Source organism: Labrys sp. F242 (genome assembly GCF_057813875.1).
Genome location: NZ_JBVASG010000005.1, coordinates 18,039 through 33,362, shown reverse-complemented (window position 1 = coordinate 33,362; position 15,324 = coordinate 18,039). Strand labels below are relative to the sequence as shown.

Below are 15,324 nucleotides of genomic sequence, written 5' to 3'. Positions count from 1 at the left end.
CCCATGCTCACATCACCAGCTTCAGCGCCAATCCGCACATGGTCATGCCGATCAGCCCGTCCAGCACCCGCCAGGCGCCCGGCCGGGCAAAGAGCGGGCGCAGCAGGCGGGCGCCATAACCGAGCGAGAAGAAAAACAGGAAGGAGGCGCAGACCGCGCCGAGGCCGAAGGCGGTCTTGGCATTCGGATATTGCGTGGAAATCGATCCGAGCAGGACCACCGTGTCGAGATAGACATGCGGGTTGAGCCAGGTGAAGGCGAGGCAGGTCATGAGGGCCCGCCCCAAACCCAGTCCGGCGCCCTCGGCCGGATCGAGCCCGCCATGATCGGCAAGGGCGGAGCGGAAGCTTCGCAGGCCATAGAGCGCCAGGAAAGCGGCCCCGCCATAGCGCATCACCGGCTCGATCCAGGGCACGGCCACGCCGACCGCGCCGAAACCGGCCACCCCGGCGCTGATCAGCACGGCATCCGACAAGGCACAGGTGAGGCTGACCCAGAACACATGCTCGCGTCGCAGGCCCTGCCGCAGCACGAAGGCGTTCTGCGCACCGATCGCCACGATCAGGCTGAGGCCGAGCAGGAATCCGGATATGAGCGCGTTGGTCATGGTCTCCCCTTCAGAGCATGCGCCGGTGTCGTCGCCGGAGCAGGGTTTGACTACACATCCTGGCGGGATTAAAAAATTTAAATAATCTACCATTGGATTAGGAAAATTAATCCATGCTGGACTATGCCCTGCTGGAAGCCGTGGCTGCCGTGGTGCGCAGCGGTTCCTTCGACAAAGCCGCGCAGGAAATTGGCGTGACGCCCTCGGCGATCTCCCAGCGCGTGAAGTTGCTGGAGGAACGCCTCGGCACCGGCCTGATCGTCAGGGGGCAGCCCTGCACGGCGACGCCAGCCGGCAAACACCTCTGCCGCCATGCAGAGGAAGTCGGCCTGATGGAGCATAGCCTGCGCAGCGAGCTCGGCGGCCTGGTGCCATCCGGCCCGGCTCCCACCGTGCGCATCGCCGTCAATGCCGACAGCCTGGCGACCTGGTTCCTCCCCGCATTGTCCGGGTTGGAGGGGCGCCTGTTCGATCTCGTGCTCGACGATGAAAGCAACACAGCCGAATGGCTGCGGCGCGGCGAAGTCAGCGCGGCGGTGGGCATCGCTCCGGGGCCCGTACAGGGCTGTAGCAGCCGCGCCTTGGGCATGCAGACCTATGTCGCCACCGCCAGCCCCGCCTTCATGCGCCGCTGGTTCCCCGACGGTCTCGACGAGGAAGCGGTGCGGCACGCCCCTTGCCTCACCTTCAACACCAAGGACGCGCTGCAGGACCGCTGGCTGGTCGAGACTTTCGGCCGGCCTATCAGCCGGCCCAGCCATTGGATCCCCTCCTCCGGCGCCTTTGTCGACGGCGCCCTGGCCGGGCTCGGCTGGGGCATGAACCCGCTATCGCTGGTAAAGGCCCATCTCGAGCAGGGATCTCTCGTCGCGATGCATCCAGGTTCGCGGCTGATGGTACCGCTCTACTGGCACTGGAGCCGGGCCGTCGAAAAAGGCCTCCAGGACATCACCGCCTCGATCCTGCGCACGGCGCGGACATGGCTTGAGCAAGGGTGATTGTGCCGTCCCCCTCTGGACAGGACGGCGTTTGCCACTACCATTGTCGGACAAATCAGAATCCATCTTCAAAATCCCAGGGACGGAACCCATGCAACTCCCCATCATGCCCGGCAATGTCGCGCCGCGCCGGCTCGGCAAGACCTCCGTCATGCTCACGCCCGTCGGCCTCGGCGGCGGCCCGATGGGGGACATGTTCGAGAATCTCGACGAGGAGAAAGTCCGCGCCACCTTCAGGGGCGCCTGGGATGCCGGCATCCGCTATTTCGATACCTCGCCCTGGTACGGCCGCGGCCTCAGCGAATTGCGTTTCGGCGAGGCACTTCGGCAAAGGCCGCGCTCCGATTTCATCCTCTCCACCAAGATCGGGCGCACCTTCCACCGCCCCAAGGACGTCGATAATTACAAGGGCCCGTTCTGGTATGGCGGCCTCTCCTTTCAGGAGCGCTTCGACTACACCTATGACGGCGTGATGCGTGCCTATGAGCAAAGCCAGATGCGGCTCGGCATCAACCGCATCGACCTCCTGCTCATCCATGACCTCGACGTGCCGCATGTCGGCTCGGCCGACCTCGTCGCGCAGCATTTCCTCGATCTGGAGCGCTCGGGCTGGCGTGCGCTCGAAATGCTCAAGCATTACGGCGAGATCCAGGGCATCGGTGCCGGCGTCAATGTGCTCGGCACCATTCCCGAAATGCTCAAGCGCTTCGACCTCGATTTCTTCCTGGTCGCCATGCCCTATACGCTGATCGACCAGGGCCCGCTCGACCTCGAATTCCCGCTCTGCCAGGAGCGCGGCGTCGGTGTGGTGATCGGCTCGCCCTTTGCCTCCGGCATTCTCGCCACCGGAGCCGGCGTGCCCACGCCCTATTATCGCTACACCCCGGCCGCGCCCGAAATCATCGAGAAGGTGCGCAAGATCGAGGCCGTCTGCGCCGCCCACAACGTGCCGCTCAAGGCGGCGGCCTTCCAGTTCGTGCTGCGCCATCCCATCGTGGCGAGCGTGATCTCGGGCGCCGTCACGCCCGAACAGGCACGCGAGAATGTCAGCCTGCTCGGCGTCGCCATCCCCGACGCCTTCTGGAGCGATCTGCGCCAACAGGGCTTGATCGATGCGAGGGCGCCCTGAAAGGCGCCTTCAGCCTGAATGCGCCTTGCGATGTGCCTCTGCCAATGCGCCGAGGCTGTGGAAGTGAAAATCGGGCTCCGGCACGCCCTCGACCACCAAAGTGGCACCGCCGTGCTTGCCGGCGCGGCGGTCGATCCAGGCCCGGGCCAGGCCGATCCGCGATGCCGGGACGTGATCGTGGTGCAAGCTCTGGGCCGTATGCAGTACATCGGCCGGTTCGAGGCTGAACTGCAGCGACAAATGCTCGAGCAGATAGCTGAAATTACACGGATCCGGCTTGTAGGAGCCGACATCCTCGGCGGTGTAGACCGCATCGAAGAGGCCACCGAGCTTGGTGTTGCTGGCGGCGAAGCTGCGACGGTCGACATTGGAGAGTACGGCCAGCCGGTAGTGCCGCTTGAGATAGGCGAGCGCCTCACGCGAATCCGGAAAGGCCGGCCAGTCCGGCACGGAAGCGCCGAAGCGCTCATGCAGGTCGGCATGGACGGCGATGCCCCAGTCCTGCGCCAGCCGCGCATGGGTGACGGCAAGCAGGGTCGAATAGAGCAGCGATGGCGTTTCGAGTTCCTGCTCGGTCTCGCGGCGGGCAAAGGCGGTTAGCGCCTCCTCGCGGCCGATCGCGCGACCGCTGGCGCTGAGCAGTGGCTGAAGCGCGTTCCAGATCCCGGTTTCCCAGTCGATCAGCGTGCCGTAGCAATCGAAGGTCAAGACCTTGAAATCGGTAAGTTTCGGCATCCTTTCCTCCTCTCGGCCTTGCGATCGCCCCCCGCGCCGCAAGGCCCCTGCCACCGTGACGCGAAAAGGGCGGTGTCGCCACCGCCCTCCTCCGGTCCACCAATCCTCACGAAACCAGTTCGCTGTCCCAGTAGAGATAGTCGACCCAGCTTTCATGCAGATAGTTGTGCGGATAATGCCGGCTCGTCTCCAGGAGTTCCCAGGGCGAAGGCCTCGCCGGCTTGCGCAGGGGCTTCATGTCCATGCGATCCGCCTTGCGGGCGTTGCAGTCGCCGCAGGCCGCCACGATGTTCTCCCACGAGGTCGCGCCGCCCTTGGAGCGGGGAACCACATGCTCGAACTGCAAATCGCGCGCCTGGAAGCCATCGCCGCAATATTGGCAGGTGAAGCCATCGCGCAGGAACAGGTTGAAGCGGGTGAACGGCACCATGCGCTCCACCTTCTGGTAGTCGCGCAGGGCAACGACCGAGGGCAGGCGCATCGTCGTCGACGGGCTGCGCACCACGGCATCATATTCCGCCACCACGCTCACGCGGTCGAGAAAAACGGCCCGCAGCGCATCCTGCCACGACAGCAGCGAGAGCGGGAAATACCGCAAGGGTCTGAAATCGGCATTTAAAATCAAAGCGGGGTGGGACGACATGACTACCTCAACGCTCGAACTCCGGGGATTGGGCACTGGTTTGAGGAATGGATGACCGGTTATCCGGCCGGCGGCTGGTTTTCGCTGTCTGACTCCCGGCCAGCCCCGTTGGCTGGTCTAGCTGGACAGTTGTCCGGCAACGAAAAGACGGAATGATGACAGTAGAATGATGTGCACGCAGCTCTGCGCGATACGAGCATCTGCAGAGTTTCCCGGCGAGGCCTATTGAGGGCCGCGCTGGGAAACTCTGCGTGGACAGGCATGCACGCATGCCCGGGCATGCGCACATGCCGCTTGCTTCGGATTGTTTGGAGTGTGCCGCGCGCGTACATACCCTCCTGCCATCAAGGCGGAGGGGACTGCCCTGCCGCCGGTTCAGATTCTCGTGTGATCCAGCGCCAGTCGGGCGACGATCATACGGTTCGTATTCGACAATTCGCTGCCGCCACCTTTGCCCAAGCTGCAGATAGGCATGCCCATGCTCGGCACCAGGGCCGGCAATTGGGAGGCGTCATCCGCAAACGCAAAGATGTTGAAACTGGTCGGCAACGGCATGTCCGGTTCTTGAAGGAAGGGGCCCATCCCCTTCTCCATGACTAGGCTTATGCCGCCCGAAAACGACAAAAATCAAGCGCGAAAGCACCAATCACTCGCGAAAACAGCAAAAATTTCGAGAGAATTCGGCTCTTTTCCGATGAGCCTGATCCAATCAGATAATATCTTATACATGCAGATAAGATCTGGAGGATTCGCGGCATCGGCTCCTTCCGCCTGCGATGTGGCTTGTGTTTCGCGCAGCGCGATTCAGCTATGCGAAACTATATGTTGTCTCTCCCTACTTTTGCCATTTCGTCGGAACAAAAGCCTGCCTATAAATATCCAAGCGTCATGACCGGCGTCGAGTCGGCCACAATTTTGGCCCGCCCTTTGGGACGGGCCTTGTCATGAATTGCCTGCTCCCATGTCCGAAGTGACCGCCGGCCTGATGCCTCGAATGGCACGGCCCAATTTCAGAACCACCGCGCTGATCATTGCCAGCGCCATGTTTATGGAACAGCTCGACGCCACCATCCTGGCGACCGCCCTGCCCACCATGGCAAACTCCTTCGACGTCTCGCCGGCCCATATGAGCATCGCGCTGACGTCCTATCTGCTCAGCCTGGCAGTGCTGATCCCCGCCAGCGGCAAGATCGCCGACCGCTATGGTGCCCGCAGCGTATTTTCCATCGCCATCGCCGTGTTCATGCTCGGCTCGATCCTGTGCGCCTGGGCACCGACCCTGCCCGTCCTCGTCGCCGCGCGGCTGCTGCAGGGCGCGGGCGGCGCGATGATGGTGCCGGTCGGCCGTCTGGTGCTGCTGCGTACCGTCGACAAATCGGACCTCGTCTCCGCCATGGGCTGGCTGCTGGTGCCGGCGCTGATCGGCCCGATCCTCGGCCCGCCAGTCGGCGGCTTCATCGTCACCTTCCTCGACTGGCGCTGGATCTTCTACATCAACATCCCGATCGGCCTGCTCGGGCTGGTGCTGACCCAGATCTTCATTCCCAACATGAAGGAGGACAAGCGCGAGCCCTTCGACATGAAAGGCTTCGTGCTCTCGGGTGTTTCGCTCGCCTGCCTGCTGTTCGGCTTTGAAATGACCAGCCGCGGCAGCGCCGAGGAAGCGCCGCTCGCCATCGCACTGCTGGTGATCGGCGTCGTCAGCGGCGCTGTTTACATCGTCCATGCCCGCAAACCACGCGACTTCGCCCCGATCCTTGATCTGACGCTGATGCGGGTGCGCACCTTCCGCGTCTCGCTGGTCGCCGGCTCGCTCTCGCGCATCACGCAAGGCGCCCAGCCCTTCCTGTTGCCGCTGATGATGCAGATCGGCTTCGGCATGTCGGCAGTGGAGAGTGGCCTGCTTACCTTCGCCACCGCCTGCGGCTCCATGCTGATGAAGGCGGCAGCCAAGCCGATCCTCAAGCGGTTCGGCTTTCGCACCACGTTGATCTGGAACAGCCTGTTTTCCAGCCTGCTCTATGCGGCCTGCGCCCTGTTCCGTCCCGACTGGCCGCATTGGGCCATCTTCGCCGTGCTGCTGGTCTGCGGCTTCTCGATGTCGCTGCAGTTCACCGCCTACAACACCGTCTGCTACGATGACATTCCGCCAACCCGCACATCATCGGCCAACAGCTTCTACACCACCTTCCAGCAGTTGATGCTGTCCTTCGGCATCTGCGCCGGCGCCCTCGCTCTGACCGGCTCCAAGCTGGTGCTGGGGCACGAACACGCCACGTTGACCGATTTCTCGATGGCGTTCCTGTTCGTCACCGCTATTTCACTGTTGGCTTCGCCGGTGAGCGCCAAGCTGCCGCATAATGCCGGGGCATCGATGAGCGGCCATCGCAATCGGCACGAGGCAGAGCAGGCGACCTGAGCGCTACGACGGCCGGTCCTCAGGCCACCGGGCTTTCGCGCCGATAAGGCTCGAGGGCATTGAGCCCTAGGAGTTCCGTCAGCCTGGCGCCGTCACTGACGCGCCGGAACCACCCGGGTGCCATCCAGGGCGCGTCGCCATCGACATTGGGAGCGCCGCGCCCAGCCACGACATCCTCGATCCAGAGCGTCCTCGTCTCCAGCGAAATGCGCGTGAAATCGGTGCTATTGGGCACGCCGGCATGCGCATGCGCACTGGAAAAGGCGATTATCTCGCCCGGCTCGATCACCACCGGCTCGACCGCTCCGACATCCACCGGTGCGCTCAGATGCGGAATGGCATCATCGGCATCGACGGCATGGCGGCCCGCGATCCTGGAGCGGGCCAGTACGGCCTCGAGATCGAAGGAGGCGCTGGTATTGGGTACCGCCCGGGTCCACAGATCCGGATAGATTGCAAAGGTGCGCCCGGCCGTGATCGGATAGATCGGCGCCCACCAATTGGTCTGCGCATAGAGGTTGGAGCCCCAGGTGTCGCGGTGGAAGGCGATGGTGGCGGTGCTGCGCGCCCTCGGCAGGTTCACAGCGGGGGCCTGATGAGGCTGGAAGCGAAGATGCAGCCGGTCACGGGCGAGTTTCTCCGGATCGAGCCCGAGCGTCGCGAAGACCTCGCCCCACAGGCGCTTGACCTCCGCGGATTGGACGAACGCCTTCTGCAGCCGGGAAAACTCCTCGACCTGCCTGTCATGGGGCAGATGGCGATGAATCTCGGTCGGCTGATGCGGATGGAAAGCATCTTCCAGCAGGCCGCGCGTGAAGGCCACCAATGCCTGCATCGGCATCAGTCCGGCGAAACGGGCAATCTCACCGGCATAGATGTGGTCATGTAAATCGCGCGGCGATATGGGAGCGGCGAAGGACGAATACATGCGGCGAGCCCAGCTGTTTCAGTCGATTGAGCATTTGCTCTTGGAGAGGCCCGCCATTCTGACCCATTGCAACCGGAAGAGGCAACCGGGTCCCTTCAGGTCTGCCGAGCCAGGCGCGGCGGCTCTTGCAGGATCTCGTCCGGCGGCACCAGGCGCCCCTCCTCCGCCTTGTTGATATATTGGCTTGCCACCAGCACCCCCTTGATCGGGCGCAGGATCGGGATGCAGGAGAGCAGCAGGAAGGGCAGCGTGGTGACGAAATGCACCCAGAGCGGCGGCTCGAAGCTCAGTTCCATCCACATGCCGAAGCCGGTGGCCGGAAAAGCCATGGTCATCATCACGAAGAAGGCCGGCCCATCCGCCGGATCGGCGAAAGAATAATCGAGCCCGCAGGCGTTGCATTTGGGAGCGATCGTCAGGAAGCCGTTGAAGAGCTTGCCCTGTCCGCACCGCGGGCAGCGGCCACGCATGCCGCAGCGCCAGATCGATTGAGAGGCTGCCGATTGTTCTTCCATCGAAGAGCTCCTTCGTCCGCATCAAATGTATGGATTGATATTCCATACAAATATCGCTATCCTGTCTATAAGAATCAGGAGATCGGCCTTTAAAAATCAAAATCCTAGGATTTTCTCGGACGATCAGCACATTCTTTGTATTATTGTAGGCATACAAATGCAAGACAATTCGCCTGCGGCATTCTGGCTCCCCGCCGAACTGGCCCGCGATGCGCCTAAATATCTCGCCATTGCCCAGGCACTCTCGGCAGATATCCGCTCAGGACGCCTGGCACCGGGCGTGCAATTGCCGCCGCAGCGCCAGCTCGCCAAGGCGCTGGGTGTCGATCTCACCACGGTGACGCGGGCCTTCAACGAGGTTCGCCGTGCCGGACTCGTGGAGGGCAACACCAAGCGAGGCACCATCGTCAGCCTTGCCAGGATCGTGCCTCCCCGCGTGATCGTCGACGAACCCCGCTCGGCCGAGGCGATGGCCCTGATCGATCTAAGCATGAACATGCCGCCCCAGCCGGCCGAGGCCGGGCTGCGCGAGGCCATCGCCGAAGGCATCGCCACCGTCCTCGCCTCGCCCCATGCGCTGGCGCGGCTGCATTATCAGGACAATGCCGGCATTCCCGGCGACCGTGCGGCCGGTGCACGCTTCCTGGCGCCCCGCCTCGGGCCGGTCGCACCCGAGCGGCTGGTGGTGACCTCCGGCTCGCAAGCCGCCCTCTTTGCCGTGGTCTCGGCCCTGCTCGAGCCGGGCTCCGTGCTGGCGGCGCCTGAAGTCACCTATCCCGGCCTACGCTCGGTGGCCGCCCGCTGCGGCGTGAGGCTGGCATCGGTGCGGACCGACGAGGATGGCCTGCTTCCCGACGCGTTCGAAGAACTCTGCCGAACGAGCCGGCCGAGGGCGCTCTATTGCGTACCGACGCTCGACAACCCGACCACCGCGACCTTGTCCGCCGAGCGCCGGCAGGCCCTGGTCGCCATCGCACGCAAGCACGACATCGCCTTCATCGAGGACGACGCCTATGGCGCCCTGCCCGAGCAGAGCCCGCCTCCGCTCGCAGCCCTCGCTCCCGAGCGGAGCTGGCATGTCGCCACACTGTCAAAATGCGCGACGCCCGCGCTGAGATTGGCCTATGTCGTCACGCCGGGCCAGGCCGAGGCGCTCGAAATCACCGCCCAGACCCGGATCATCAATTTGATGGCGCCACCTCTGATGGCTGGCTTGGCGACCGCCTGGATCAAGGACGGCACGATGGCGCGCCTGACTGCCGCCATCCGCCGTGAGAACCACGCGCGCCAGACGGTCGCCGCGACGGCGCTGAACGGCTTCGCCTATCGCGCGGCCTCCGATGCACAGCATCTCTGGCTCAGCCTGCCTTCAGCCTGGGTCGGTGCCGATCTCAGCGCGGTCGCCCGCAAGGCCGGACTCGCTTTGGTCGGCAGCGCTGCCTTCGCCGTCGGCGCCCCGCCACCAGCCCTGCGCATCTCGCTCGGTGCGGCGCCGAGCCAGGATGCCCTGCGCCAGGGCCTCAACACGCTGGCAGCCCTGCTTTCGGTACCGCCGGAGGGTGTGCCGGGCATCGTATGATTGCAGCGTTCCCGGTCCACGAGGCCGCCCGGTATCGTCATGGACACGGTCACTCGCGCCGTCTTTCTGCCGATGGCCGCGGCTAACGAACTGCACAATCGCGCGAACGGGACAATCCGGGCTCGGATGTAAAGGGTTTGGTTACCAAGATTGGGCAAAGATTTGCGGGTCGATCGGCGGATCGATGACGCGAGGCGTTTCCCCTCGCCAGCAACCGCATTCAGTACCCAACCGAAGGTCCTCGCGCCGCAAGGCCGCCTGGCCGTCCGGAAGTGAGTAACATGACCCACGCCCGTTCTCCCGGCAGCCATGTCCGAGGCCGAAGGCCTCGCCGGAACACCGCCGGCTGGATGGCACTTGCGGGCCTTTGTTTCGGAGCGACCGCCGCGGCCTGGACAGCGATCGCGTTGGTGGCGCCCTCGATGGTCTCGGCCTCCAGGCCTGCCCATCTCCAACTACGCGCCGAAGATCCCTTCGCCCCCAAGGCTCTGGTGCAGGCAGGCGTGCTCCGGCCGGCGCCCCGCCCCACGGAACACGAGACTCCGGTCGCCGCTGCCGAACCCGCCCCCGACAACACCGGCCCCGAAATCGCGGAGGGCGTGCGTCTGCCCGCCCCGGGCGGACGCGTTCACCCGGCCTCACCCGTGCTGGCCAGCCTGATGTCCTTTGCCCCGGATGCCGACGGCACGCACGAGGCCCTTCCCGTCATTCGTTCCGTACAGACGGTCGCGGCCCTGCCTTCGCCGCCAGCGGAGCAGGTGGCGCCGGATGTCGTCGTCACCGGCAGCCTGCCCGAAGCCTCTGCCGAAGCCCTGCCCCTGCCACCGATCCGCCCGACCGGTGACGGCCAAATCGATGGCAGCCAGATTGACAGTCGTTTTGCCGAAGGCGATCCAGCCGATCTGGTGCCGCTACCGCCCACCCGTCCGGCCATCCCCCTGACAGCCCTCGCCTCCATTGCCCCCGATGAGGGACGTCCTCTCGACCGCCCCACCATCGAAGCGCCGCTGTCTCGGCCGGTGGCCGGCAATCACACCGCGGTCTATGACATCTCCGCCCGCACGGTCTATCTGCCCGGCGGCGAACGCCTGGAAGCCCATTCCGGCCTCGGGCCATTCCTCGACGATCCCGGCTCGGTGCATGTGAAGAACCGGGGCGCCACGCCGCCCCAGACCTATGACCTCAGGCCCCGCGAAGCCCTGTTTCATGGCGTTGCCGCGCTGCGCATGATCCCTGCCGGCGGATCCGGTACCGTCCTCGGCCGCGACGGCCTGCTGGCGCACACCTACATGCTCGGACCGCGCGGCGATTCGAACGGTTGCGTATCCTTCAAGGACTATGCTCGCTTCCTGCGCGCCTATCGCAACGGCGAGGTCAACAGGCTGGTGGTCGTCACCGGAAACGGCAAGGCCAGCAGCCAGATTGCCTCGCGCAACAAGAGCCGCTGGTGGTTTGCCTCCGGCCGCTGATCGCATCGAAGCACTTTGCGGCGTGAGGAAAGCCCCTCCGCAAAGATGCGTTCAAACAAAGGAGCGTTTACGCTCAAGCGCTTTTTGCTTTAGGATCGTAGCCTGTCATTCAATCTGACAGATCCGGCTCGCGCCTTGGCTGCGGCAGCCGAGTAGCCGCATCGTATTGACGACGGTGCCGCAATATTCGCGGCAGGCCGCCTGTCGCGCTACACAGGCATTATCACATCCGGCGCGGAAGTCCTTCCGATCGGGGCCTACTTCCAACAGCTTCTATCCTGTTGGATCATAGCTGCAATCAATAGAACGAAGTCAATTCTTCGAGTGCATGCTGGCCAAGGGAGACCGGAACGCTGCACTCCTTCGCCCGAGGCTCTCGAAAGCGCCGCGGCGCATCACTCGCTACGCCATGTCTGTCCGCCATTGCCTGCGCCCCCGCGCGGACGATGAGCAGCAGGCCAAGTACCCGTTTTGCATGCGGGCTTCCCCCGCATGGGCTGACAGGCCGTCGTGGCATCGCCTCGCGCTCGTCTGGTCCGGGAATTGCATCCGATAAGAACGCGTGAAGGAGGAAACCGGCTTGAGTTCAACATCCATCGGCACCGCTGCCCCTGCCTTGCAGCGCCCCGAAGACGAGAATCTGGGCATCGGCGCCAACCTGGCCTATGGCCTGCAGCATGTCCTGACCATGTATGGCGGCATCGTTGCCGTCCCCCTGATCGTCGGCCAGGCGGCCGGCCTGGCGCCTGAAGAAGTCGGCATGCTGATCACCGCCTCGCTGTTCGCGGGCGGTCTTGCTACCATCCTGCAGACCTTGGGACTGCCCCTTTTCGGCTGCCGCCTGCCCCTCGTGCAGGGCGTCTCCTTTGCCGGTGTCGCCACCATGGTTGCCATCGTCGTCAGCCCCACCGGTGGCGGCCTGCCGGCCGTGCTCGGCGCGGTGATGGCGGCCTCCCTGCTCGGCCTTCTGATCACGCCGATCTTCTCCAAGATCACGCAGTTCTTCCCGCCTCTGGTCACCGGCATCGTGATCACCACCATCGGCCTGACGCTGATGCCGGTGGCGGCACGCTGGGCGATGGGCGGCAATCCCAAGGCTCCCGATTTCGGCAGCGTGCCCAATATCGCGCTTGCCGGCGCCACGCTCGGCACCGTGCTGCTCCTGAGCAAACTCGGCAACGCCGCTATTTCGCGCCTGTCGATCCTGCTCTCCATGGTGATCGGCACGGCAATCGCCATGGCCTTCGGCATGACCGACTTCTCCAAGGTTGCCAGCGGCCCCACCGCGGCCCTGCCCAGCCTGTTCCATTTCGGTTGGCCGACCTTCGGCGTCGCCGCCACCGTCTCGATGTTCATCGTCATCATCGTAACCCTGGTGGAGACCTCGGCCGACATCCTGGCCGTGGGTGAGATCATCGGTACCAAGGTCGACTCACGTCGCCTGGGCGATGGCCTGCGCGCCGACATGCTTTCCTCGACCCTGGCGCCGATCTTCGGCTCCTTCACCCAGAGCGCCTTTGCCCAGAATGTCGGCCTGATCGCGGTCACCGGCATCAAGAGCCGTTTCGTGGTGGCCACCGCCGGCTTCATCCTGGTGACACTCGGCCTGCTGCCGGTAATGGGACGGGTGATCGCGGCCGTACCCCCCTCGGTTCTGGGGGGGGCCGGCATCGTGCTCTTCGGCACGGTGGCGGCCAGCGGCATCCGCTCCTTGTCCAAGGTCGACTACGCCAACAACATGAACCTCATCATCGTGGCGACCTCGATCGGGTTCGGCATGATTCCGATCGCCGCCCCGCAGTTCTACGAGCATTTCCCGTCCTGGTTCGTCACCATCTTCCATTCGGGCATCAGCTCGGCCGCCCTGATGGCGATCACGCTGAACCTGGTGTTCAACCATCTACGGGCCGGTAATTCCGATCAGCAGTCCGTGTTCGTAGCCGGCATGGAACGCACCTTGCGCTACCAGGACATCTCGATGCTGCATGAGGGCGACTATTTCCTCGACGGCAAGCTCTACGATGCGAAGGGCAGCGAGGTGAAGGTCGAGGGCCCGGGCCATCACTGATGCCGAGGGCGTAAAGTTTGATCTGTCATTCCCGGCGCCGCCGTAGGCGGCGGGAAGGGGATGACAGGCGCGACTGCCCGGATCGGTCAATCATGATCGCCTCTGGCATGCTCATCCAGCACGGCGGCGATCACCTCCCGGGCCGATCGTTCGGTGGGCAGAATACTGCCGTGCCCACAGCAGATGAGCAGGGCCTTCCAGAGGGCCCAGCCACGGGCGCGGGCCCAGATAGCCTCGTCAAATCCCGCCTCAGCTGCCAGTTTCGCCTTGAAGGCCGCCCGGCTCTCGCCCCGGAGGAAGGTCCAGGCGATCACCAGATCGCAGGCGGGATCGCCGACGGCACTGCTGCCGAAATCGATCACGGCGCTCAGCTTCCCGTTGCGTATCAGCAGGTTGCCGACGGCGATATCGCCATGCACCCAGACGCGAGGCCGTTGCCACCGCGTCGCCAGCGCCCCCTCCCAGACTCGCCCTGCCGCGGCGGCGTCGATTTCGCCCCGTAATTGGTCGAGGCAGCGCCGCGTCTCGGCGTCATAGACGCTCAGCGCCCCGCCACGATAGAAATTGTCCGCACCGGCGGCCGGCCCCTCTGCGGGCGCACGCTGCAGCGCCAGCAGGAACTGCGCGAGGTCGGCCGCGAATCCAACGGGATCGGCGAGATGCTCGAACACCGCCGGCTCACCCTCGATCCAGCGATAGACCGACCAGGGATAGGGATAGCCCTCCGCGGGACGGCCGAGGGCGAGCGGTGCGGGAATCGGCAATGGCAGATGCGAAGCCAGCACGGGCAGAAAGCGCCATTCCTTCTCGACCTGAGGCACATAGGAGGCGGCGGTCGGCAGGCGCACCTTCTTGTCCTCGCCCAGGCGGAAAGTGGTATTGTCCCAGCCATTGCGCTCGACCGGCCGGACCGGCTGATCGGCCCAATCAGGAAACTGGCTATCGACCAGGCGGCGCACCAGTTCGGCTTCGATCGTCAAGCGGCCGGCCATGCGGCATCCTCCCGTTCCACCCAATCGCCGACCTGCACCACTAAGCTGTCCGCGCTGGCTCCACCAGGAAGCGGATCGCCAGGAAGGACAGCCCACCAAGCCCGCCCAGCAGCGCCGTCACCGCCAGGGACAGGCCGGCGCCGATAGAAGTCAGCGCAAAGGCGAAAGCAAAGGGCGCCATCGCCGCCACGATCAGGCGCGCGGCCATCACCTTGCCCTGCAGTGTGCCATAGCCCTCGCTGCCGAACAGAGCCAGAGGCAGGGTGCCGATCACGATGCTGAACAGCCCGTTGCCCAGGCCGAACACCACCGCAAACACCACCGCGCCCGTGGCGGAGGGCGCCGTGAGGGCGAGCAGCGCCACCGAGGCCGGCATCAGCGTCGCCGCGATCAGCGCCAGGGCGATCGACGGCAGGTTACGCCCGAACACCATGTTGACCAGGCGGCTGAGCACCTGGGACGGGCCGAACAACGTACCGATCATCGCTGCCGACGCACCGAGCCCGAGGCCCGACAGCAGCGGGATCATATGGACCAGAATGGCCGCCACCACCAGCGACAGCGCGGCAAAGCCGACGATCATCAGCCGGAAGCCGAGCGGGCGCTGGGCGGGCGCGAGCAGCCCTATCACGGCCGGCTGCTGGCCGATCGTCCTGCCGTCCCGCTTCGACAGGCCGAGGGAGAGCCAGACATACAGGGGAAAACAGACCGCGAGATTGAGCCCGGCAAAGACGAGATAGACACCCTGCCAATTCATGCGCTCATGCAGGGCCGACGTAACGGGCCAGAACACGGTGGAGGCAAAGCCCGCGATCAAGGTGAGATAGGTGATGCTGCGCTGGGCCGCTCGTGGCCGGATCTGCACCAGGAGAGCAAAGGCAGCGCCATAGAGCACCAGATTGGAGGCAATCTCCATCACGATCAGCGCCGCCACGAAACTCACACCGCCGGGCGCCATGGCACAGGCAGCCAGTGACGCCGAAGCGCCGAGGGAACCGACCGCCATCACCCGGCCCGCCCCGATCGCGTCGATCAGCCGGCCGACCCAGGGGGCGGTTGCGCCCCCGATCAGCAGCGCGCCCGAGAGGGCGCCGAACACCCATTCCGTGGTCCAGCCCAGGCCCCGCGCCATGTCGGCGGCCAGGATGCTGAAGCTGTAATAGAGCGTGCCATAACCGATGATCTGGGTGATGCCGAGGGCGATGATGGCCGCAACCGGCGAGCGTTCCGCATGCATGTCTG

At 64.8% G+C, this 15,324-nt stretch carries 14 protein-coding genes; 6 read left to right on the top strand and 8 right to left on the bottom strand.

Annotated elements, in window-relative coordinates:
* Window positions 1-7: 7 nt before the first annotated feature.
* Window positions 8-607, bottom strand: a complete 600-nt coding sequence (locus ACZYTC_RS26645) for a LysE/ArgO family amino acid transporter (protein ID WP_441771431.1) — start codon at window positions 605-607, stop codon at window positions 8-10.
* 113 nt (window positions 608-720) lie between these two features.
* On the opposite strand from ACZYTC_RS26645, the gene ACZYTC_RS26640 reads away from it, so the two are divergent.
* On the top strand, window positions 721-1,605 hold the full coding sequence (locus tag ACZYTC_RS26640) for a LysR family transcriptional regulator ArgP (RefSeq protein WP_441771432.1): 885 nt from the start codon (window positions 721-723) through the stop codon (window positions 1,603-1,605).
* A 91-nt stretch (window positions 1,606-1,696) separates the two neighbouring features.
* A complete protein-coding gene (locus ACZYTC_RS26635; protein WP_441771433.1) occupies window positions 1,697-2,734 on the top strand; it encodes an aldo/keto reductase in 1,038 nt (345 codons plus the stop codon).
* A 9-nt stretch (window positions 2,735-2,743) separates the two neighbouring features.
* Here the strand turns inward: ACZYTC_RS26635 and ACZYTC_RS26630 are convergent, their stop codons facing one another.
* From ACZYTC_RS26630 to ACZYTC_RS26620, 3 genes are all read right to left on the bottom strand, one after another.
* Entirely contained in the window at window positions 2,744-3,469 is a 726-nt protein-coding gene (locus tag ACZYTC_RS26630; RefSeq protein ID WP_441771434.1) for a haloacid dehalogenase type II, read from the bottom strand.
* A gap of 106 nt (window positions 3,470-3,575) precedes the next feature.
* Window positions 3,576-4,112 carry an HNH endonuclease gene (locus tag ACZYTC_RS26625; protein ID WP_434954888.1) on the bottom strand — a complete coding sequence of 179 codons (537 nt, stop codon included), beginning with the start codon at window positions 4,110-4,112 and terminating at the stop codon, window positions 3,576-3,578.
* Between the two features lie 375 nt (window positions 4,113-4,487).
* Window positions 4,488-4,694, bottom strand: coding sequence for a hypothetical protein (locus ACZYTC_RS26620; protein WP_434954887.1), 207 nt, complete (start codon window positions 4,692-4,694; stop codon window positions 4,488-4,490).
* A 379-nt stretch (window positions 4,695-5,073) separates the two neighbouring features.
* Here ACZYTC_RS26620 and ACZYTC_RS26615 point away from each other — a divergent pair, with 379 nt between their 5' ends.
* Entirely contained in the window at window positions 5,074-6,531 is a 1,458-nt protein-coding gene (locus ACZYTC_RS26615; protein WP_434954886.1) for a DHA2 family efflux MFS transporter permease subunit, read from the top strand.
* Between the two features lie 19 nt (window positions 6,532-6,550).
* Here ACZYTC_RS26615 and ACZYTC_RS26610 read toward each other — a convergent pair whose 3' ends face one another.
* Together ACZYTC_RS26610 and ACZYTC_RS26605 are read right to left on the bottom strand one after the other, a co-directional pair.
* Complete coding sequence (locus ACZYTC_RS26610) at window positions 6,551-7,459, bottom strand: hypothetical protein (RefSeq protein ID WP_488990947.1); 909 nt, start codon at window positions 7,457-7,459, stop codon at window positions 6,551-6,553.
* Between the two features lie 95 nt (window positions 7,460-7,554).
* Entirely contained in the window at window positions 7,555-7,974 is a 420-nt protein-coding gene (locus tag ACZYTC_RS26605) for a DUF983 domain-containing protein (RefSeq protein WP_434954884.1), read from the bottom strand.
* Window positions 7,975-8,131: 157 nt separating this feature from the next.
* Between ACZYTC_RS26605 and ACZYTC_RS26600 the strand changes: the two genes are divergently transcribed.
* From ACZYTC_RS26600 to ACZYTC_RS26590, 3 genes are all read left to right on the top strand, one after another.
* Entirely contained in the window at window positions 8,132-9,553 is a 1,422-nt protein-coding gene (locus ACZYTC_RS26600) for an aminotransferase-like domain-containing protein (RefSeq protein WP_441771436.1), read from the top strand.
* 281 nt (window positions 9,554-9,834) lie between these two features.
* Window positions 9,835-11,022 carry a DUF2778 domain-containing protein gene (locus ACZYTC_RS26595; RefSeq protein ID WP_441771437.1) on the top strand — a complete coding sequence of 396 codons (1,188 nt, stop codon included), beginning with the start codon at window positions 9,835-9,837 and terminating at the stop codon, window positions 11,020-11,022.
* A gap of 580 nt (window positions 11,023-11,602) precedes the next feature.
* On the top strand, window positions 11,603-13,090 hold the full coding sequence (locus ACZYTC_RS26590; RefSeq protein WP_441771438.1) for a nucleobase:cation symporter-2 family protein: 1,488 nt from the start codon (window positions 11,603-11,605) through the stop codon (window positions 13,088-13,090).
* Between the two features lie 86 nt (window positions 13,091-13,176).
* Here ACZYTC_RS26590 and ACZYTC_RS26585 read toward each other — a convergent pair whose 3' ends face one another.
* Together ACZYTC_RS26585 and arsK are read right to left on the bottom strand one after the other, a co-directional pair.
* A complete protein-coding gene (locus tag ACZYTC_RS26585; RefSeq protein ID WP_441771439.1) occupies window positions 13,177-14,082 on the bottom strand; it encodes an aminoglycoside phosphotransferase family protein in 906 nt (301 codons plus the stop codon).
* A gap of 40 nt (window positions 14,083-14,122) precedes the next feature.
* Window positions 14,123-15,319: an arsenite efflux MFS transporter ArsK gene (arsK, locus tag ACZYTC_RS26580; protein WP_441771440.1), complete on the bottom strand. Its 1,197-nt coding sequence runs from the start codon at window positions 15,317-15,319 to the stop codon at window positions 14,123-14,125.
* Window positions 15,320-15,324 lie beyond the last annotated feature (5 nt).